Genomic DNA, 18,071 nt, shown 5'->3' with positions numbered 1-18,071 from the left:
GCGCCCGGAAGATCATTCGAAGAAGGAGCGCCCACGCGACTGCGCGGCAACGATAGGCGGACGGTGACGCTTGACGCGTGCCGCGCCCGATTGCGCCCACATGCGTACGCCTTGCTTCTGGCGGTACCACTTGGGCATCGAGAGCTGCTTGTTGCGCCAGCTGTTGCGTCCGTTGCGCGACTTGCCCGGCGCGGGGCGCCAGTCGGGGGCGGAGGTGGAGGTCTCGCGCAACGCCGGATCGCCGAGCGCCTCGTTCAGGCGCTCGTTGATCTCGGTGGTGTGCTTGCTGACCTCCTGGTGGATGGTCTGCTCAACATTGCGCGCGGCCTGCTCAAAGTCGGTACGCATCTTGCGTAGCTCTTCGAGCTCGATCTCGCGGCTCACCTCGGCCTTCACGTCGGCGATGTAACGCTGCGCGCGGCCGAGCAATGCGCCGGCGGTGCGCGCCACTTTGGGCAGGCGCTCCGGCCCGATGACAACAAGCGCCACCATGCCAATCAGCGCCAGCTTGGAAATGCCGAGATCGATCATCGGTCAGCGCGCGCCGGTGCTCAGCCTTGCTTGGACTTGTCGCGCGCTTCGACGTCGATCGTCGTCGCGTCGTGCAGCTCGCGCGGCGGTTGGCCGGCCGCCTGTTGCGGCGCTGCCGGCTTGTCTTCCGAGCCTTCCTTCATGCCGTCCTTGAAGCCCTTCACAGCGCTGCCCAGGTCCGAACCGATATTGCGCAGCTTCTTCGTGCCGAACACCATCATGATGATCACCAGCACGATCAGCCAGTGCCAAATGCTAAAGGAACCCATGTCCTACTCCCACGTAAATACGACTGGTGACGCCGCAGCGATGGCGACGCCATTGGTTGATTTTACTGATTGGCGTACATCGGCTTGCTGTCGTTGAGGTACAGCCAGCCCTTCACAATACGATACAGCATCCAGATGCCCAGAACCCACAGCACCGCAAAGCCGATAAAGGCCAGCGGAATGAGCATCACGCCGATCGCACCCCATAGTACGCACCACCAGAACGAACGGATCTGCCAACGAAAGTGCGACTCATACAGCGTGCCGCGCACATCGTCGCGCTTAACATACCCGACGATGATGGCAATCAATGCAGTGATGCCGCCAGTCAGCCAAAAAATGGCGTAGAGCGCATACAGGATATGCGTCAGCCGCCGCAGCCCGGCCAGACGTTCATCGTCCGCCGTCACCACCACTGCCGATCCGTATTTATCCACGCTGCCTCCCTGCGGCGATTCGTCACCGATCAGTCACCTGCGGCGTTATTCGCCCGCCGCATCCCGTGCCTGCGACTTGCGCAACGCCTTCTCTTCCAACCCTGAGAGTCCTTCGCGGCGCGCCAGTTCGTTGACCACGTCATCCGGCGTGAGGTCGAAGTGCGACAGCAGCACCATGGTGTGGAACCACAGGTCGGCCACTTCGTAGACGACCTTGCTACGTGCCTCGTCAGTCATGCCGGCGGCGCGGGCGTCCTTGGCGGCCATGACCGTTTCGGTGGCCTCTTCGCCGATCTTCTTAAGGATGGCGTCGTCGCCCTTGTTGAACAGGCGGGCGATGTAGCTCTTCTCCGGGTCGCCGCCGTTGGCAAGCTTGCGGGATTCGAGCACCTCGCCCAGGCGGCGCAGAGTGTCACTCATGGTTGTGGCCGGGCTTGCCGGCGTAGATGTCGTCAGGATTCTTGAGCACGGGCTCGACGGTGTGCCAATCGCCGTCTTCTGCGTTGCCCTCGAACTTCTGGAAGAAGCACGCGTGGCGGCCAGTATGGCAGGCAATACCGCCAACCTGCGTGACACGCAGCAAGACCACGTCTTCATCGCAGTCCAGGCGGATTTCGTGCACCTGCTGGATGTGGCCGGACTCTTCGCCCTTGTGCCACAGGCGCTTGCGCGAACGCGACCAGAACACGGCCTCGCCGGTTTCCACAGTCTTCTGCAGCGCCTCACGGTTCATGAAGGCGAACATCAGCACGTCGTTGCTGCCCTGCTCCTGCACGATCACCGGCACCAGGCCGTTGTCGTCCCAGCGGACCTTGTTGAGCCACTTCTTGGTCATGATCAGATCCGTACCGGAATGCCGTTTTCGGCCATGAACTGCTTGGCCTGGCCGACGGTGTATTCGCCGTAGTGGAAGATGCTGGCGGCCAGCACCGCATCGGCGTGGCCGAGCTTGATGCCGTCCGTCAGATGCTGCAGGTTGCCGACACCGCCTGAAGCGATCACCGGCACCGGCACGGCATCTGACACCGCACGTGTGAGGTCCAGGTCAAAGCCGGCCTTGGTGCCGTCGCGATCCATGCTCGTGAGCAGGATCTCGCCGGCGCCACGCTGCGCCATCTCGCGCGCCCAGGCCACGGCATCCAGACCCGTGCCCTTTCGGCCACCGTGTGTGAACACTTCCCAGCGCGGGACTTCGCCAGCGGCCGACACCTTCTTAGCGTCGATGGCCACGACGATGCACTGCGCGCCATGGCGAGCGCTGGCGTCCGACACGAGTTGCGGGTTCGATACCGCCGACGAGTTCATGCTGATCTTGTCAGCACCGGCATTGAGCAGTCGACGCACGTCTTCCAGCGCGCGCACACCACCACCGACGGTCAACGGAATGAAGACCTGCGACGCCACCGCCTCGATGATGTTCAGCATCAGGTCGCGCCCATCGGACGTGGCCGTGATGTCGAGGAAAGTGATTTCGTCGGCGCCCTGCTCGTCGTAGCGGCGCGCGATTTCAACGGGGTCGCCCGCGTCGCGCAACTCGACAAAGTTGACGCCCTTGACCACCCGGCCGTTGGTCACGTCCAGGCAGGGGATGATTCGTTTGGCTAGCATGATGAGTCGGGTGCCCTTGCACCCGTGTGCCCGATGGGCGCGCCCGAGTGGAATCAGGCGGCGCCGAGTTTGTCTGCGTGATCCTGCGCTTCGCGGAAGTTCAGGTCGCCGGAGTAGATCGCGCGACCGCAGATCACGCCCTCTACACCGTGCTGCTCCACCGCGCACAGATGATCGATGTCCTTCAGGTTGGACAGGCCGCCGCTGGCGATCACGGGAATCTGCACCGATTGGGCCAGTTTGACGGTGGCCTCGATATTGATGCCCTGCAGCATGCCGTCGCGGCCGATGTCGGTGTAGATGATGGATTCGACGCCGTAGTCTTCGTACTTCTTGGCCAGGTCGGCGACTTCGTGGCCGGTGAGCTTGCTCCAGCCGTCGGTAGCCACCTTGCCGTCCTTGGCGTCGAGCCCGACGATGATGTGGCCGCCGAATGCGGTGCACGCATCCTGCAGGAAGCCCGGATTCTTCACCGCCGCCGTGCCGATGATGACGTACGACAGGCCGTCGTCCAACCAGCGCTCGATGGTGTTGAGGTCGCGGATACCGCCGCCGAGCTGCACGGGAATCTCGTTACCCACCTCGGCGATGATCGCCTTGATGGCAGCCTCATTGCGCGGCTTGCCCACGAAAGCGCCATTCAGATCGACGAGATGCAGCCGGCGCGCACCCTGTTCGACCCAATGCCGCGCCATGGCAGCAGGGTCTTCCGAGAATACGGTGGCTTGATCCATATCGCCTTGTTTGAGGCGCACACATTGACCGTCCTTCAGGTCGATGGCCGGGATGAGCAACATAAGCGTGACGACAAAGTTGAGGGGGTAAGGGAAAAAACAGTGTTGCTTGTGACGGTAACGCCAGATTCAGGGCTTCCAGTGCACGAAGTTGCGGTAGATCTGCAAACCGGCTTGCGCACTTTTTTCCGGGTGAAACTGTGTGGCAAAAATATTATCCCGGGCGATGGCACAGGTAAACAGCACCCCGTATTCGGTCTCTCCGACCGATTCTTCAGCCCGCGCGGGTCGTGCATAGTAGCTGTGCACGAAATAAAAGTAGCTGTCGTCCGGCACACCGGCCCACAGTGCGTGGGGGCGGCATTGGCGTACACGGTTCCAGCCCATCTGGGGCACTTTGTACCGCGAACCGTCCGGTTGCAACTGGCCGTCCAGATCGAAACGAATCACTTCGCCGCCGATCAGGCCCAGCCCTTGGGTGTATTCCTGGCCCGGGCGCGCCTCGGTACTGCGCTCGAGCAGCATCTGCTCGCCCACGCACACGCCAAGCATCGGCTTGGTACGGGACGCTTCGAGCACCGCTTCGCGCAGGCCCGATTGGTCGAAGGCGGCCATGCAGTCTGGCATCGCGCCCTGCCCCGGCAGCACCACACGGTCCGCCGAGCGGATTTCATCGGCTTGCGCACTGATGCGCACATCGGCTTCCGGAGCCACGGTACGCAGGGCCTGCGCTACCGAGCGCAGGTTACCCATGCCGTAATCGACAACTGCGATCTTAGTCATGATTTGAGAACAGGCAACAGGGTTTTCAACCCGTCAACAATGAATTCCACGGCCAGCGCCGCCAAGATCAAACCCATCAACCGCGTGCCGACGTTGATGCCGGTCCGACCGATCACACGGGCGATCGGCTCGGCGGCGCGCAGCACAATCCAGACCACCAGCGCGATCCCCACACCTACGCCAGCCAGGAGCAGCAGCTCCCACCAGTGCTTGGTCTTGCCGGCATAGACGATCACCGTGCTGATCGAGCCGGGGCCCGTGAGCAGCGGAATCGCCAGCGGCACGACGGCAATGCTGGCCTTGGCGCCGGCCTCGTCCTCTTCTTCGGGCGTGGCCTTGGTGCGGCTGGTCTGCGCGTTCAGCATGTTCAGCGCGATCATGATCATGATGATCCCGCCGCCCACCTGCAGCGAGCCGACCGAAAACCCGAAAAAGCCGATGATCTGCTCGCCCAGCAACGCGGACAGGCCAATCACGATCGCCACCGAAATCGACGCGACCTTGATGGTGCGGCGCTTCTCTTCATCCGTCTGGCTTTCGGTCAGGCTGATGAAGAACGGGATCGCCCCGATCGGGTTGATCAGCGCGAGCAGCGAGAAGAAGCTCTTGGTCAGATCCATGGGATCGGTGGCCGGGGCATTGTGTCAGGAGCAGGAATCAGAAACGCTCGGCCAGGCCGATGCGGTGGATCAGAGCGTGCCCTTAGTCGACGGAATCGTGCCGGCGGCGCGCGGGTCCAGTTCAACCGCCATGCGCAATGCGCGACCAAAGGCCTTGAACACGGTTTCGATCTGGTGATGCGCGTTGACGCCGCGCAGGTTGTCGATATGCAGCGTCACGCCGGCATGGTTGACGAACCCGCGGAAGAATTCGATGGACAGGTCCACATCAAAGCTGCCCACGCGTGCACGCGTGAACGGCACGTGGAACTCCAGGCCCGGACGGCCGGAGAAGTCGATCACCACGCGCGACAGGGCTTCGTCCAGCGGCACGTAGCTGTGGCCATAACGCACGATGCCCTTCTTGTCGCCGATGGCCTTGGCCACGGCTTGGCCAAGCGTGATGCCGACGTCTTCCACGGTGTGGTGATCGTCGATATGGGTGTCGCCGGTGGCCGTGACTTCCAGGTCGACCATGCCATGGCGGGCGATCTGGTCGAGCATGTGGTCGAGGAACGGGACGCCAGTGTTCAGCGTCTGCTTGCCCGTGCCGTCCAAATCAAGGGCGACGCGGATCTGCGTTTCAGAGGTGTTGCGAGTGACCTCGGCACGGCGGCTCATGGGGCTTCCTGCAGCGATGCGGCAAAGGCATCGAGAAATTGCGCGTTTTCTTCGGGATTGCTGACCGTCACGCGCAGACAGTTGGCCAGCAATGGGTGCATTTTACTGACGTTTTTGACCAGAACCCGCCGTTTGAGCAGCTTATCAAACAAGCCGGCTGCATCAGGCACGCGCAGCAACAGGAAGTTGGCAGCGCTCGGGAACACCGTCACACCCGGTTGGACAGACAGCGCTTCGGTCAATTTAGTGCGCTCGGCGCGCAAGGTGGCTGCCTGGGCATCGAGCACATCCGCGTGATCGAGCACGAAGGCGGCAGTGGCCTCGGTCAGCACGTTCACGTTGTACGGCGGGCGCACCTTGTCCAGCTCGGCGATCCACTTGGCATGGCCGGCCACGTAGCCCAAACGGATGCCCGCCAGGCCCAGCTTGGAGACGGTGCGCATGACCAGCAGGTGGTCGAAATCCGGCAGGCGCGGCATCCAACTGTGCTGCGCGAACGGCTGGTAGGCCTCGTCGACCACCACCAGGCTCTGGCACACGGGCCCGCGCGCGGCACGGATGATCGCATCCATATCGGCGGCGTCGAACAGGTTGCCGGTCGGGTTGTTCGGGTACGCCAGATAGATGACAGCGGGCTGGTGCTCCGCCATGGCGGCGAGCATCGCTTCACGATCCAGCGTCAGGTCCGCCTTGAGCGGCACACCGACGAAGTTCAGGCCCAGCAACTGAGACGACATCGCATACATCACAAAGCCCGGCAGCGGTGCCAGCACGGTCGCGCCCGGCTTGGCCGCGGCAATGGCGATCATGCTGATGATCTCGTCCGAGCCGTTGCCCAGCAGCACCTCGGCACCGGCCGGCACGTGCATCACGCGCTTGAGCTGCGCCTTGAGTGCGTCGGCGGTGGGAACCGGGTAGCGGTTGAGTGCGACCTCGGCCAGCCGCTTGCCCAGCGCTTCGCGCAGCATGGCCGGCAGATGGTACGGGTTCTCCATCGCGTCCAGCTTGACCATGCCGGTGGCATCGGGGACGTGGTACGCGCCCATGGCGCGAACGTCGTCGCGCACGATGCGGGCGAGCAGGTCGTCAAGAGAAGGCTGGACGGATGCGATGTCGGTCATTGCGGCGTCTTGGTGGGTGGGTCGTCGTACAGGTTGCGTTATTCGGATGCCGTGCGTTGCAGGCGGTATTCAGCGCTGCGGGCGTGCGCCTGCAGGCCTTCGCCGTAGGCCAGCTCGGCGGCAATCTCGCCCAGCATCTGCGCGCCGGCTTCGCTCACCTCAATCAGGCTCGAGCGCTTGATGAAGTCATACACGCCCAGCGGCGACGAGAAACGCGCAGTGCGCGAAGTCGGCAGCACGTGGTTCGGGCCTGCGCAGTAATCGCCCAGCGATTCGCTGGTGTATTTGCCGAGGAAGATCGCGCCGGCGTGGCGGATGCGCTCGCTCCACTGCCGCGGGTTCTCGGCGGAAATTTCCAGGTGCTCGGGCGCGATGTCGTTGGCGATCTCGCACGCCTCTTCCATGTCGCGCACCTTGACCAACGCGCCACGGCCCGACAGCGATTCGGCAATCACGTTCCGGCGCGGCATGTCGTCGAGCTGGCGGTTAATGCTGGCTTCCACCTGTGCGATGAACTCGGCGTTCGGGCACAGCAGGATCGACTGCGCCAGCTCGTCGTGCTCGGCCTGCGAGAACAGGTCCATCGCCACCCAGTCCGGGTCGGTCGTGCCGTCGCAGATGACGAGGATTTCCGACGGCCCGGCAATCATGTCGATACCGACCGTGCCGAACACGCGGCGCTTGGCAGCGGCCACATAGGCATTGCCCGGGCCGACGATCTTGTCGACGGCGGGGACGGTGTCGGTGCCATACGCCAGCGCACCCACGGCCTGCGCGCCACCGATCGTGAACACGCGGTCCACGCCGGCGATGCAGGCAGCAGCCAGCACCAGCTCGTTGCGCACGCCACCCGGCGTAGGCACCACCATGATGATTTCCTTGACGCCGGCCACGCGTGCCGGAATCGCGTTCATCAGCACTGATGACGGGTACGCCGCCTTGCCGCCCGGCACGTAGATGCCGACGCGATCCAGCGGCGTGACCTTCTGGCCGAGCACCGTACCATCGGCTTCGGCGTATTCCCAGCTGTGGGTGCCGCACTCGAGCTTCTGCTTCTCGTGGTACGCACGCACACGGGCAGCCGCCGCTTCCAGCGCCGCGCGGCGCTTGGGCTCCAGGCCATCCAGCGCGGCTTGCAGCGTGGCGGGCGACAGCTCCAGCGCGGCCACGCTGTCGGCTTCGATGCGGTCGAAGCGGCGCGTGGCTTCCAGCACGGCAGCGTCGCCGCGCGCTTTCACGTCGGCCAGGATCTGCGCGGCGGCGCGATCGATGGCTTCGTCTTCGCTCGCCTCAAAAGCGAGCACCTGGCGCAGTTGCGCCGCGAATCCGGCTTCGGCCGAATCCAGCTTACGGATGGTCAGGCTCATGCGGGTTCCCCAACGCGCGCATCCTTGGCGGAGGCGCGCTCGAAAGCGTCGAGGATCGGTGCCAACCGCTCGCGCTTCAACTTCAGCGCGGCCTGGTTGACGACCAGTCGGGACGAGATCTGCACGATCTCTTCCACCTCGACGAGGTTGTTCGCGCGCAGCGTGCCGCCGGTGCTGACCAGGTCGACGATGGCGTCGGCCAGGCCCACCAGCGGGCCCAGTTCCATCGAGCCGTACAGCTTGATCAGGTCGACGTGCACGCCCTTCTTGGCGAAGTGCTCGCGCGCGGTGTTCAGATACTTCGTCGCCACCGACAGGCGCGCGCCCTGGCGCACCGCGTTGGCGTAATCGAAGCCCTTGGGCACCGCCACCGACATGCGGCAGCGGGCGATGTTCAGGTCGATGGGCGCATACAGGCCCGCCATGCCGTGCTCCATCAGCACGTCGCGGCCAGCCACGCCAAAGTCCGCCGCGCCGTATTGCACGTAGGTCGGCACGTCGGAGGCGCGCACGATGATCACGCGCAGCGCCGGGTCCGACGTCGGCAGAATCAGCTTGCGCGAGGTTTCCGGATCTTCGGTCACCTCGATGCCGGCAGCCTTCAGGAGCGGCAGCGTCTCTTCAAAGATGCGCCCCTTGGAGAGCGCCAGCGTGAGCTGATCGGGAGCGGACTGGATTGCGTTCATGGCCTGCTTGTTCCTTACCTTACGCTTGGACGCGGCGGATCTTGGCGCCGACAGCGGAGAGCTTGTCTTCGATGCGGTCGTAGCCGCGGTCGAGGTGATAGATGCGGTCGACCAGCGTTTCGCCCTGCGCCACCAAGCCGGCGATCACGAGGCTGGCGGAGGCGCGCAGGTCGGTCGCCATGACAGTCGCGCCGGAAAGCTGCTCCACGCCCGTCACCACCGCCGTCTTGCCGTCGGTCACGATATTCGCGCCCAGGCGGTTGAGTTCCTGCACGTGCATGAAGCGGTTCTCGAAGATGGTCTCCGTCACCGTGGCCGAGCCTTCGGCGATGGCGTTGAGCATCATGAACTGCGCCTGCATGTCAGTCGGGAACGCCGGGTATTCCGAGGTGCGGAAGCTCACCGCCTTCGGGCGGCCGGTCATCTGCACGCGGATCCAGTCATCGCCCGTGGTAAGCGTCACGCCCGCTTCGCGCAGCTTGTCGAGCACCGCATCGAGGATGCCCGGCGGCACGCCGCGCAGCGTCACGTCGCCGCCAGCGGCAGCCACGGCGCACAGGAAGGTGCCGGCTTCGATGCGATCGGCAATGACGGTGTGCTCGGCGCCCTTGAGCGATTCGACGCCCTGGATCACCAGGCGGTCGGTGCCGATGCCTTCGATGCGCGCACCCATCTTCACGAGCAGGTTGGCGAGGTCGGTCACCTCCGGCTCACGTGCAGCGTTTTCCAGCACGGTTTCGCCGTCGGCCAGCGCTGCGGCCATCAGCAGGTTTTCGGTGCCCGTGACCGTCACCATGTCGGTGACGATGCGTGCGCCGCGCAGGCGCTTGGCGCCATCGGCGAGCTTGGCTTCGATGTAGCCGTGTTCGATGACGATTTCGGCGCCCATCTGCTGCAGGCCCTTGATGTGCTGATCGACCGGGCGTGCACCGATGCCGCAGCCGCCCGGCAGCGACACACGCGCATGGCCGAAGCGCGCCAGCAGCGGGCCCAGCACCAGAATCGACGCGCGCATGGTCTTCACCAGGTCGTACGGTGCTTCCGGCGAGTGGATATTCGCGGCGTCCAGCGTGAGGTTGTGGCCGTCCAGCGCACCCTCCACGCCCATCTGGCGCAGCAGCTTGAGCATCGTGCGCACGTCCTGCAGGTTGGGCACGTTGTTCAGCGCCAGCGGTTCAGGCGTCAGCAGCGCGGCACACATGATGGGCAGCGCGGCGTTCTTGGCGCCAGACACGCGAATTTCGCCCGACAGCGGGCCATTGCCTTCGATCAGCAGTTTGTCCATGAGCGAAACGTCACGTCGTTCAGCGCGCTCGGCGAGCGCAAGGTCATCGGTATCAGCGTTATTAACCGGGGTGGGATCAAGCTCGGCCATCAGGACTGCCACTCCGTCGGGGTCAGCGTCTTCATGGACAGCGCGTGGATCTCCGCCCGCATCCGGTCGCCCAGCGCCGCATAGACGAGTTGGTGACGTTGGATCAGGCGCTTGCCTTCAAACTGCGCGCTGACGATGGTGGCGAAGAAGTGCTGCCCGTCGCCCTCGACTTCGAGGTGTTCGCACGGCAGGCCGGTTTCGATGTACTGCTTGACTTGTTCAGGTGTGGGCAACATGGCCGTCCCTTCTCCAAAAACGTTAGGGTGTGCGTCGTTCGTTTTGTTATCGACGCATCAATGGCGCAGCTTGTAGCCCGTGCGCAGCATCTGCAGGGCAATCCCCCCCACCACGACCAGCGCGATCAGCATCACGCCGAGGCTCGTCGCCACCGGCACATCGGACACGCCGAAGAAGCCGTAGCGGAAGCCGTCGATCATGTAGAAGAACGGGTTGGCGTGGGACACCGCCTGCCAGAAAGGCGGCAGTGAATGGATCGAATAGAACACGCCCGCCAGGAAGGTGGCCGGCACGATCAAGAAATTCTGGAACGCCGCGAGCTGGTCGAACTTCTCGGCCCAGATGCCCGCGATCAGCCCCAGGGTACCGAGCACCGCAGCGCCCAGCACGGCAAACACGATGATCCACAACGGCTGCGCGAAGTGCAGGTGCGCAAACAAGGTCGTCACGACCAGCACGCCCGTGCCCACGGCCAGGCCGCGGATGACGGAGGCGCATACGTAGGCGCCAAACATCTCCCAGTGCGACAGTGGCGGCAGCATGATGAACACGAGGTTGCCGGTGATCTTCGACTGGATGAGCGACGACGAGCTGTTCGCAAACGCGTTCTGCAGCACGCTCATCATCACCAAGCCGGGTACGAGGAAGGCGGTGTAGCTCAGTTGGTCGAACACCTTCACGCGGTCTTCCAGCACGTGGCCGAAGATCAACAAGTACAGCAACGCGGTCAGCACCGGCGCAGCCACGGTCTGGAAGCTCACCTTCCAGAAGCGCAGCACTTCCTTGTACAGCAGCGTGCGGAAGCCGACCCAACGGCCCGGCAGGCTCTCAGGAATGGCGCTCATGCGGCAGGCTCCAGTGCGGTCTCAGGTGTTTGCGGCACAACGGGGATGCCGCCTTCGCGGCGCATGATCTGCACGAACACGTCTTCCAGGTCAGCCTTGGCGATTTCCATGTCGTCGATCTCGCAGCCGGCCTGGCGGCAGGTGGAGAGAATCTGCTCGACCTCGCCGTAGCCCGACAGGCGCAGGCGCACGCCGCGCTCACCGTGGTTGCCCGGCGGCAGGCGCAGCCCTTCGAGCGATGCCGGCAGCGCACCGTTCGCGAAGCTCAGCACCAACTGCAGCCCGGCAAATTGCGACAGCAGATTGGCGGTGCGATCAAGCGCCACCACCTCGCCAAACTTGAGCATGGCGATGCGGTCGCACAGGGATTCGGCCTCTTCCAGATAGTGCGTGGTCAGCACGACGGTGTGGCCTTCGCGATTCAGGCGCGAGATGAACTTCCACAGCGTCTGGCGCAGTTCGACGTCCACGCCAGCGGTCGGCTCGTCCAGCACGATCACCGGCGGGCGGTGTACCAGTGCCTGCGCCACCAACACACGGCGCTTCATGCCGCCCGACAGCGCGCGCATGTTGGCATCGGCCTTGTTGGTCAGGTCCAGATTGGCCATGACCTCGTCGATCCAGTCGTCATTGTTGGTCAGGCCGAAATAGCCTGACTGCAGGCGCAGCGTTTCGCGCACCGTGAAGAACGGATCGAACACCAGTTCCTGCGGCACCACGCCGAGCTTGCGGCGCGCCGTGCGGTAGTCGGACACGACATCGTGACCGAGCACGCGCACGTGGCCGGAATCGGCACGATTCAGGCCCGCGAGGATGGAGATCAGCGTGGTCTTGCCCGCGCCGTTAGGGCCCAGCAGGCCGAAAAACTCGCCCTGCTCGACAGACAGGCTCACGCCCTTGAGCGCTTGCAACGACTTGTAGCGCTTGCGGACGTCAGCGATTTCGATGGCTTTCATGGCCGACAAAGTGAACTACTCTGCGCATCTCGTGACCGCCGATTCACATGATCATCGCGGCCCCGGACGCCGCGCATGGCGGCGGCAGAGCGACAAACCGAGAATTATAGGGGAACTGCACCAACTCACGGCGGCGCGGCTTGCAGCGCGGCACCGGAGCTGCCAGAAGCGCGCGCGGCGCCCTGGCCGGGGCGCGGCATCGCGATGTCAGGGGAAACCGCCCCGCACCGGACGCCGCCTCAATGTCGTGCGTGATGGTGGGCCGCAGTTGCCGGCCGAATCGTCAGCGAGGCCAGCAGAGACTCTACGCCGTAGAGCGTGGCGAGATTGGACAGCGCCTCCGGGGCGCCTGCGATATCGAGTGCGATACCGGCGGACTGCGCCGTGCGCTGCCACGAAAGCAGCACCGCCAGCGCGGAAGAATCGACCTGCGACAGCCCTGCACAATCAACGCGCAGCGCGGTAGTGCCGGCCTCGCGCGCCTGATCGAGCTGCACCTCGCCCTCGCGCAGAACGCGCGGCGCTTCACGGTGAGTCAGCGGGCCGGACAAGGTCAACATGGTCGAGTCAGAAAAAGAAACAGCGGCCGCCAAGGATGGCGACCGCTGTGTGGATTCTACCGGAGTCCAGCTTACTTTGCCGGGCCCTTGGCGAGCTGCGCGTTGCGCTCATCCAGGAACTGCACCAGACCGGCCACACCACCCTTCTTGCTGATGACATCAGCAAACTGGTTCTTGTACGTTTCCGACAGCCACAGGCCACTGATGTTGATGTCGTAGACCTTCCAGCCGTTTGCGGTCTTCTCCATGCGGTAGTCCAGCGCCACCGGCTCGCCGTTGTTGTTGACCGTCGAGCGCACCACTACATCGGTGTCAGCCGGGTCAGCACGGAACGGCTTATACGCAACGGTCTGGTTCTTCACGTTCGACAGTGCGCCCGCGTAGGTGCGGATCAGCAGCGTCTTGAAGCCGTCCTGAATCTGCTGCTGCTGCTCGGGCGATGCCTGGTTCCAGAAGCGGCCCATGGCGATTTTCGTGGTGCGCTGGAAGTCGGCGCGCGGCACGATCTTCTGGTCGACCAGTTGGTAAACCTTCGTCATATTGCCGCCGTGCAGGTCCGGGTCACCCTTGATGGTGGTCAGCACATCGTCCACCGCGGTCTTGACAGTGGTTTGTGCGTCGGATTCCTGAGCGTGGACAGGGGCGGCAGCCACGGCAGCAGTCAGCGCCAGGCCGGTGAACAGGGAGCGGAGGAGGTTCTTCAACATATCGCGTCCTTCTAGTGTGATTTATGTGTCGCTTGCAGCTCTCTGGCCACAATCTTATTGGCGATTAGAACAGACCATCGGCGGGCGAGTTCGCCCGAGCCGGCCAGTTTTACGCCTTGTCACCTTTGAGGCGATGCTGTTACGTGTGATGAATCAGCGACGGAACACCGGCCAGTTGGGCGTAAAGCGCTGATAGGGCGACACGGTTGCATCACCGGTATCGGACGACTTATCCGACGATTTCTTGTTGTCTTGATCTTCCGGCAGGTTGCCGTCGTAAATCAGGTAGCGGCGGCGCTGCAGGTACGCGTCGCGCATGAAGGTGTACTTGTCGACGGCGCCCTCTTCCAGCACGTTGCTGATGCCGAGCAGGTTGGCGCGCGCATCGACCACGCGCAGTGCGGCCAGCGAATACGTGATGGTGCTGTCGTGCCAGTACGTCAACGGATCCAGCTGCCAGTCGACCAGGAAGCCCGCGGTGTCACGCACGGTGCTTGGGCCAAGCAGGGGCCACACGAGGTATGGGCCCGCCGGCACGCCCCACACGCCGAGCGTCTGGCCGAAGTCTTCCTTATGTTTGGGCAGGCCGGCATCCGATGCGATGTCGATCAGGCCGCCCAGGCCCAGCACGGTGTTGATCGCCACGCGCATGGTGTCTTCCAGCGCGGCCGTGCCCTTCAACTGCAGCAGGTTGTTGACGGCTGAATAGACGTCACCCGCGTTGGAGAAGAAGTTCGACACCGCCGTGCGCGCCGGAGACGGCACCACGTCGACATACGTTTGCGCAACCGGCTTGAGCACGCCCTTGTCGAGGTCTTCGTTAATACGGAAGACTTCGCGGTTGAACGGCTCGATCGGGTCGGCCGGACTGGCGTTCGGGCCCGTGGCGCAGCCTGCGAGCAGCGAGACGCCTGCCACCAGGGCCAGCGTGAAACCGCGCAATGTGTGGATGGACGTTGTTGTTTTCATCGTTTATTTGCTCCCACTGCCCTCAGCCGGCTTGGCTCCGCCGGCGTTGCTACCGTTGCCACCGGCACCGGCATCTGCAGCCTTGCTGTACAGGAACTGGCTGATCAGGTTCTCCAGCACCACAGCCGACTGCGTCATCGTGATCTTGCTACCGCTGGCCAGCATGGCTGAGTCGCCGCCCGGCTCGAGGCCGATGTACTGCTCGCCCAGCAGGCCCGAGGTCAGGATCTTGGCCGAGCTGTCCTTCGGGAATTGGTAGCGCTGGTCCATGTCGAGCACAACGCTGGCCTGGTAGGTCTTGTCGTCAAACAGGATCTGCGACACACGGCCGACCACCACGCCCGCGCTCTTGACCGGCGCACGCACCTTGAGGCCGCCGATGTTGTCGAAGGCGGCCTTCACCTGGTAGGTCTTGGCAAAGGAGAACGCGCTCATATTGCCGGCCTTGAGCGCCAGGAACAGCAGCGCCACGATGCCCACCAGCACGAACAGTCCGACCCAGAAATCGAGGAGGCTCTTACGCATGATTCTTTCTCGTTGAATGTCCGACGTGTCAGCTGAACATCAGCGCCGTCAGCACAAAGTCCAGCGCCAGCACGGCCAGCGACGCAATCACCACGGTGCGGGTGGTCGCACGCGACACACCCTCGGGCGTCGCCTTGGCCTCGTAGCCTTGATACAGCGCGATGAAGGTCACGGCCACGCCGAACACGACACTCTTGATGACGCCGTTAACCACGTCGTCCATCACGTCCACACCGGCCTGCATTTGCGACCAGAACGCGCCAGGGTCAACGCCGATCAACCCGACACCCACAAAGTATCCACCCAGAATACCCACCGCGCTGAAGATCGCGGCCAGCAACGGCATGGCGATGAAACCTGCCCAGAAGCGCGGCGCCAGCACACGGGCCAACGGGTCGACAGCCATCATTTCCATGGCGATCAGTTGCTCGCCGGCCTTCATCAGGCCGATTTCAGCGGTGAGCGACGTACCAGCCCGGCCGGCAAACAGCAGCGCCGTCACCACCGGGCCCAGCTCACGCACCAGCGACAGCGCCACCAGCAGGCCCAGCGCCTGCTCGGAGCCATAGCGATTGAGCGTGTAGTACCCCTGCAAGCCGAGCACGAAGCCGACAAACAGGCCCGACACGGCGATGATGATGAACGAATCGTTGCCGATGAAGCGCAGTTGCTCGATCACCAGGCGCGGGCGGCGCAGCACGTCGCCCGAGGCGGCGAACAGCGTGAACAGCATGCGCACGGCATAACCAAGCCGGCTGATCAGCCCACGAACGAGGAAGCCGATGGTGGAGATCATCGCCCACCTCCTTTCTTACCCAGACTCGTGCCCAGGCCGAAGTCATCGGCCAGCGGCACACCTGGGTAGTGGAACGGCACGGGGCCGTCCGCCTCGCCGTGCACGAATTGGCGCACGAACGGGTCTGTCGACGCAGTCAACTGCGCCGGCGTGCCCTCGGCGGCAATGCCACCGTTGGCGATGAAGTACACGTAATCGGCAATGTGGAACGTCTCCTGCACATCGTGCGAGACGATGATGCTGGTCGCGCCCAGCGCGTCGTTCAGCTTGCGGATGAGCGAGGCGGTGAGGCCCAGCGAGATCGGATCCAGCCCGGCGAACGGCTCGTCGTAGAGGATCAGCGACGGGTCCAGCGCAATCGCACGGGCGAGCGCCACGCGCCGCGCCATGCCGCCGGAAATCTGCGAGGGCATCAGGTCACGCGCGCCGCGCAGGCCGACCGCATTGAGCTTCATCAGCACGAGATCGCGGATGAGCAGTTCGGGCAGTTCGGTGTGTTCGCGCAGCGGAAATGCCACATTGTCGAACACGGACATATCGGTAAACAGCGCGCCGAACTGGAACAGCATGCCCATCTGGCGGCGCGCGGCGTACAGCGCCGGCTTGTCCATGGCGCCGATGTCCTGACCGTGCACGCGCACGGCACCGGCAGCCGCTCCGACCTGCCCGCCAATCAGGCGCAGGATCGTCGTCTTGCCGCAGCCCGAGCCGCCCATGACGGCCACCACGCTGCCTTTGGGCACGCGCATGCAGAGGCCAGACAGGATGCTCCGCGCGCCTGGCTGGTAGGCGAAATCGACGTGATCAAGCTCGACAACGGCGTTGGAGGACTGGGTAGACACGGTGGAGTTCGGTGCTGAGGGCTCGGCTGGTTTGGCGGCCCTGGGTGACGCCTGAGGCGGGCCGCATCTTGTTATGTTCGCTAGCCGTACCGGCTCGATACGGCCCGCCATTATAGGTGGAAACCCGTGCAGCCCGTCAGTCACTCCATGCTTACCTACAGTTTGTGTGGCTTGAGCGCCGCGCTGCTGGCGCGTGGTCTTGCCGGCCGCTGAAAGTGGTGCGCTAGGCGTGGCGCTCTATCAATCACTCACCGGTATCGACACGCAGATCCACCTGACGGATCAGCGACTGCCAGTGGCTGGCATCGCGGCGCGCAGCCTGGGCGAGGGTGTCGGCGGCATTCCACTCCGGCTCGAAGCCCCCTGCGCGCAATGTGGCGAGAACATCGCTTGATATCAGCGCGCGGCGGAATTCGGCTGCTGCGCGCATCGACAACGGCTTGGGCGTACGCGCCGGCATGAATGCCCCAACCCACGCGCTGTAGTCAAACCCGGCGAGCCCCGCCTCGCGCAAAGTCGGCGTGGCGAGCGCGAACGACGAGCGCGCCGATCCCGTCACACCAAGCAGCCGCAACTGGCCACTGGATACCCCCGTCGACAGGCTCGGATAGCAGGCGAAGCACGCAGCCATGCGTCCAGCCATCACCTGCTGCACGAGGCCCGCCTCCCCCCGGACTGCCACGTGCGGCGCGTGAAAAGCGTAGTCGCGCACAAACTGCTCAGCGACCAGGTGCGACCAGGTACCGATGATGTCCGAACCGCAATTGACGGAAACGGATTCCCCGCGTGCCTGGGCAATCAGCTCGCTCACCGAGGTGATGGGCAAGCGCGCATCGACCGCCAGGAACAGCGGCAGCGTGGCCACCATGGCCACCGCCTGGAAATCGCGCAGCGGATCGTAAGGCGCCGGCTCCAGCGCCGGCTGAACAACAAAGGTGGTTTGCTGGAGCAACAACGTATGGCCGTCGGACGGCGCACGCGCGACCAGATCACCGGCGGCCATGCCGTTGGCGGCTGGGCGATCGTCAACGTCGGCCAGGCGACCGATCTGCTGCTGTAGTTGCACCGCCAGCGCTCGGGCCACGGCGTCGAACGCGCTGCCCTCGGGGGCCGGCACGACCAGGCGCAGCGGCTGTGAGGGGTAGCCCAGCAGTTCCGCGCGCGCCGGCAGCGCCAATGCAGCCGGCAGCGCGCCCAGCCAGGCAATAGCCCGGCGTCGCCGCAAGTCGGTGGCGTCAGGCACTTCGGCGGGCAGGTTACGGGCGCGGGCTCGCATCGTGGCCTGGAGGTTGGGGGGCATTTCATTCTAGAAATCCGCCCCGCCGCGCTGAACCCCGGTAAACCATGTCGATGTAAACCATGAGACATAACGCCACCGTCACAATGGGCGCCGCGCCAAAAGAAAAAGCCCGCCAAGGCGAACCTTGGCGGGCCTGGGTCAGG

General features: G+C 64.3%; 24 protein-coding genes. All 24 read right to left on the bottom strand.

Going from position 1 to position 18,071, the window contains the following annotated elements; all coding sequences use genetic code 11:
* Positions 1-12 precede the first annotated feature (12 nt).
* The 24 genes from tatB to PI87_RS16145 all read right to left on the bottom strand — a co-directional run bounded on the left by tatB (position 13) and on the right by PI87_RS16145 (position 17,904).
* Complete coding sequence (tatB, locus tag PI87_RS16260; RefSeq protein WP_039598761.1) at positions 13-531, bottom strand: Sec-independent protein translocase protein TatB; 519 nt, start codon at positions 529-531, stop codon at positions 13-15.
* Positions 532-551: 20 nt separating this feature from the next.
* Positions 552-800 carry a Sec-independent protein translocase subunit TatA gene (gene tatA, locus PI87_RS16255; protein WP_039598760.1) on the bottom strand — a complete coding sequence of 83 codons (249 nt, stop codon included), beginning with the start codon at positions 798-800 and terminating at the stop codon, positions 552-554.
* Between the two features lie 62 nt (positions 801-862).
* The gene (locus PI87_RS16250; RefSeq protein WP_039598759.1) at positions 863-1,237 is read right to left on the bottom strand and encodes a DUF4870 family protein; all 375 of its coding nucleotides are present in this window, start codon (positions 1,235-1,237) and stop codon (positions 863-865) included.
* A gap of 45 nt (positions 1,238-1,282) precedes the next feature.
* Positions 1,283-1,657, bottom strand: coding sequence for a phosphoribosyl-ATP diphosphatase (locus tag PI87_RS16245; RefSeq protein ID WP_039598758.1), 375 nt, complete (start codon positions 1,655-1,657; stop codon positions 1,283-1,285).
* Complete coding sequence (gene hisI / locus PI87_RS16240; protein ID WP_039598757.1) at positions 1,650-2,072, bottom strand: phosphoribosyl-AMP cyclohydrolase; 423 nt, start codon at positions 2,070-2,072, stop codon at positions 1,650-1,652. Before hisI ends, PI87_RS16245 begins: the two co-directional genes overlap by 8 nt.
* A 2-nt stretch (positions 2,073-2,074) precedes the next feature.
* Positions 2,075-2,845 (bottom strand): imidazole glycerol phosphate synthase subunit HisF, encoded by a 771-nt coding sequence (gene hisF / locus PI87_RS16235; RefSeq protein ID WP_039598756.1) that lies wholly within the window; start codon positions 2,843-2,845, stop codon positions 2,075-2,077.
* Between the two features lie 53 nt (positions 2,846-2,898).
* Positions 2,899-3,642 carry a 1-(5-phosphoribosyl)-5-[(5-phosphoribosylamino)methylideneamino]imidazole-4-carboxamide isomerase gene (gene hisA, locus PI87_RS16230; RefSeq protein WP_039598755.1) on the bottom strand — a complete coding sequence of 248 codons (744 nt, stop codon included), beginning with the start codon at positions 3,640-3,642 and terminating at the stop codon, positions 2,899-2,901.
* Positions 3,643-3,708: 66 nt separating this feature from the next.
* Positions 3,709-4,362, bottom strand: a complete 654-nt coding sequence (hisH, locus tag PI87_RS16225) for an imidazole glycerol phosphate synthase subunit HisH (protein WP_039598754.1) — start codon at positions 4,360-4,362, stop codon at positions 3,709-3,711.
* Positions 4,359-4,982 carry a MarC family protein gene (locus PI87_RS16220; RefSeq protein WP_039598753.1) on the bottom strand — a complete coding sequence of 208 codons (624 nt, stop codon included), beginning with the start codon at positions 4,980-4,982 and terminating at the stop codon, positions 4,359-4,361. Before PI87_RS16220 ends, hisH begins: the two co-directional genes overlap by 4 nt.
* A 69-nt stretch (positions 4,983-5,051) precedes the next feature.
* Complete coding sequence (hisB, locus tag PI87_RS16215; RefSeq protein ID WP_039598752.1) at positions 5,052-5,642, bottom strand: imidazoleglycerol-phosphate dehydratase HisB; 591 nt, start codon at positions 5,640-5,642, stop codon at positions 5,052-5,054.
* The gene (gene hisC, locus PI87_RS16210; RefSeq protein ID WP_039598751.1) at positions 5,639-6,763 is read right to left on the bottom strand and encodes a histidinol-phosphate transaminase; all 1,125 of its coding nucleotides are present in this window, start codon (positions 6,761-6,763) and stop codon (positions 5,639-5,641) included. Before hisC ends, hisB begins: the two co-directional genes overlap by 4 nt.
* Positions 6,764-6,801: 38 nt before the next feature.
* Positions 6,802-8,130: a histidinol dehydrogenase gene (gene hisD / locus PI87_RS16205; RefSeq protein ID WP_039598750.1), complete on the bottom strand. Its 1,329-nt coding sequence runs from the start codon at positions 8,128-8,130 to the stop codon at positions 6,802-6,804.
* Positions 8,127-8,816 carry an ATP phosphoribosyltransferase gene (gene hisG / locus PI87_RS16200; protein WP_039598749.1) on the bottom strand — a complete coding sequence of 230 codons (690 nt, stop codon included), beginning with the start codon at positions 8,814-8,816 and terminating at the stop codon, positions 8,127-8,129. The genes hisD and hisG overlap by 4 nt, the downstream gene beginning before the upstream one ends.
* Positions 8,817-8,835: 19 nt before the next feature.
* Complete coding sequence (gene murA, locus PI87_RS16195) at positions 8,836-10,101, bottom strand: UDP-N-acetylglucosamine 1-carboxyvinyltransferase (protein ID WP_039598877.1); 1,266 nt, start codon at positions 10,099-10,101, stop codon at positions 8,836-8,838.
* A gap of 89 nt (positions 10,102-10,190) precedes the next feature.
* Positions 10,191-10,427 (bottom strand): BolA family protein, encoded by a 237-nt coding sequence (locus PI87_RS16190; RefSeq protein WP_039598748.1) that lies wholly within the window; start codon positions 10,425-10,427, stop codon positions 10,191-10,193.
* A 57-nt stretch (positions 10,428-10,484) separates the two neighbouring features.
* Positions 10,485-11,273: an ABC transporter permease gene (locus PI87_RS16185; protein WP_039598747.1), complete on the bottom strand. Its 789-nt coding sequence runs from the start codon at positions 11,271-11,273 to the stop codon at positions 10,485-10,487.
* Positions 11,270-12,229: an ABC transporter ATP-binding protein gene (locus PI87_RS16180; RefSeq protein WP_039598746.1), complete on the bottom strand. Its 960-nt coding sequence runs from the start codon at positions 12,227-12,229 to the stop codon at positions 11,270-11,272. Before PI87_RS16180 ends, PI87_RS16185 begins: the two co-directional genes overlap by 4 nt.
* A gap of 239 nt (positions 12,230-12,468) precedes the next feature.
* Positions 12,469-12,789: an STAS domain-containing protein gene (locus tag PI87_RS16175; RefSeq protein ID WP_039598745.1), complete on the bottom strand. Its 321-nt coding sequence runs from the start codon at positions 12,787-12,789 to the stop codon at positions 12,469-12,471.
* 71 nt (positions 12,790-12,860) lie between these two features.
* On the bottom strand, positions 12,861-13,496 hold the full coding sequence (locus tag PI87_RS16170; protein WP_039598744.1) for an MlaC/ttg2D family ABC transporter substrate-binding protein: 636 nt from the start codon (positions 13,494-13,496) through the stop codon (positions 12,861-12,863).
* 153 nt (positions 13,497-13,649) lie between these two features.
* Positions 13,650-14,465, bottom strand: coding sequence for an MlaA family lipoprotein (locus PI87_RS16165; RefSeq protein WP_039598743.1), 816 nt, complete (start codon positions 14,463-14,465; stop codon positions 13,650-13,652).
* Positions 14,466-14,468: 3 nt separating this feature from the next.
* Entirely contained in the window at positions 14,469-14,990 is a 522-nt protein-coding gene (mlaD, locus tag PI87_RS16160; RefSeq protein ID WP_039598742.1) for an outer membrane lipid asymmetry maintenance protein MlaD, read from the bottom strand.
* A 28-nt stretch (positions 14,991-15,018) separates the two neighbouring features.
* Positions 15,019-15,786, bottom strand: a complete 768-nt coding sequence (mlaE, locus tag PI87_RS16155) for a lipid asymmetry maintenance ABC transporter permease subunit MlaE (protein WP_039598741.1) — start codon at positions 15,784-15,786, stop codon at positions 15,019-15,021.
* A complete protein-coding gene (locus PI87_RS16150) occupies positions 15,783-16,628 on the bottom strand; it encodes an ABC transporter ATP-binding protein (RefSeq protein ID WP_039598740.1) in 846 nt (281 codons plus the stop codon). The genes mlaE and PI87_RS16150 overlap by 4 nt, the downstream gene beginning before the upstream one ends.
* Positions 16,629-16,872: 244 nt before the next feature.
* Positions 16,873-17,904 carry a tripartite tricarboxylate transporter substrate binding protein gene (locus PI87_RS16145; protein ID WP_039598739.1) on the bottom strand — a complete coding sequence of 344 codons (1,032 nt, stop codon included), beginning with the start codon at positions 17,902-17,904 and terminating at the stop codon, positions 16,873-16,875.
* Between the last annotated feature and the right edge of the window lie 167 nt (positions 17,905-18,071).

The sequence above is a fragment of the Ralstonia sp. A12 genome (assembly GCF_000801955.1).
Lineage (GTDB): Bacteria > Pseudomonadota > Gammaproteobacteria > Burkholderiales > Burkholderiaceae > Ralstonia.
This window is presented reverse-complemented; position numbering and strand designations above follow the sequence as displayed.

What these genes read in the sequence shown, in the direction of transcription:
- tatB (WP_039598761.1), bottom strand. Translation starts at nt 531, where the DNA reads ATGATCGATCTCGGCATTTCCAAGCTGGCGCTGATTGGCATGGTGGCG.
- tatA (WP_039598760.1), bottom strand. Translation starts at nt 800, where the DNA reads ATGGGTTCCTTTAGCATTTGGCACTGGCTGATCGTGCTGGTGATCATC.
- PI87_RS16245 (WP_039598758.1), bottom strand. Translation starts at nt 1,657, where the DNA reads ATGAGTGACACTCTGCGCCGCCTGGGCGAGGTGCTCGAATCCCGCAAG.
- hisI (WP_039598757.1), bottom strand. Translation starts at nt 2,072, where the DNA reads ATGACCAAGAAGTGGCTCAACAAGGTCCGCTGGGACGACAACGGCCTG.
- hisF (WP_039598756.1), bottom strand. Translation starts at nt 2,845, where the DNA reads ATGCTAGCCAAACGAATCATCCCCTGCCTGGACGTGACCAACGGCCGG.
- hisA (WP_039598755.1), bottom strand. Translation starts at nt 3,642, where the DNA reads ATGTTGCTCATCCCGGCCATCGACCTGAAGGACGGTCAATGTGTGCGC.
- hisH (WP_039598754.1), bottom strand. Translation starts at nt 4,362, where the DNA reads ATGACTAAGATCGCAGTTGTCGATTACGGCATGGGTAACCTGCGCTCG.
- PI87_RS16220 (WP_039598753.1), bottom strand. Translation starts at nt 4,982, where the DNA reads ATGGATCTGACCAAGAGCTTCTTCTCGCTGCTCGCGCTGATCAACCCG.
- hisB (WP_039598752.1), bottom strand. Translation starts at nt 5,642, where the DNA reads ATGAGCCGCCGTGCCGAGGTCACTCGCAACACCTCTGAAACGCAGATC.
- hisC (WP_039598751.1), bottom strand. Translation starts at nt 6,763, where the DNA reads ATGACCGACATCGCATCCGTCCAGCCTTCTCTTGACGACCTGCTCGCC.
- hisD (WP_039598750.1), bottom strand. Translation starts at nt 8,130, where the DNA reads ATGAGCCTGACCATCCGTAAGCTGGATTCGGCCGAAGCCGGATTCGCG.
- hisG (WP_039598749.1), bottom strand. Translation starts at nt 8,816, where the DNA reads ATGAACGCAATCCAGTCCGCTCCCGATCAGCTCACGCTGGCGCTCTCC.
- murA (WP_039598877.1), bottom strand. Translation starts at nt 10,101, where the DNA reads ATGGACAAACTGCTGATCGAAGGCAATGGCCCGCTGTCGGGCGAAATT.
- PI87_RS16190 (WP_039598748.1), bottom strand. Translation starts at nt 10,427, where the DNA reads ATGTTGCCCACACCTGAACAAGTCAAGCAGTACATCGAAACCGGCCTG.
- PI87_RS16185 (WP_039598747.1), bottom strand. Translation starts at nt 11,273, where the DNA reads ATGAGCGCCATTCCTGAGAGCCTGCCGGGCCGTTGGGTCGGCTTCCGC.
- PI87_RS16180 (WP_039598746.1), bottom strand. Translation starts at nt 12,229, where the DNA reads ATGAAAGCCATCGAAATCGCTGACGTCCGCAAGCGCTACAAGTCGTTG.
- PI87_RS16175 (WP_039598745.1), bottom strand. Translation starts at nt 12,789, where the DNA reads ATGTTGACCTTGTCCGGCCCGCTGACTCACCGTGAAGCGCCGCGCGTT.
- PI87_RS16170 (WP_039598744.1), bottom strand. Translation starts at nt 13,496, where the DNA reads ATGTTGAAGAACCTCCTCCGCTCCCTGTTCACCGGCCTGGCGCTGACT.
- PI87_RS16165 (WP_039598743.1), bottom strand. Translation starts at nt 14,465, where the DNA reads ATGAAAACAACAACGTCCATCCACACATTGCGCGGTTTCACGCTGGCC.
- mlaD (WP_039598742.1), bottom strand. Translation starts at nt 14,990, where the DNA reads ATGCGTAAGAGCCTCCTCGATTTCTGGGTCGGACTGTTCGTGCTGGTG.
- mlaE (WP_039598741.1), bottom strand. Translation starts at nt 15,786, where the DNA reads ATGATCTCCACCATCGGCTTCCTCGTTCGTGGGCTGATCAGCCGGCTT.
- PI87_RS16145 (WP_039598739.1), bottom strand. Translation starts at nt 17,904, where the DNA reads ATGCGAGCCCGCGCCCGTAACCTGCCCGCCGAAGTGCCTGACGCCACC.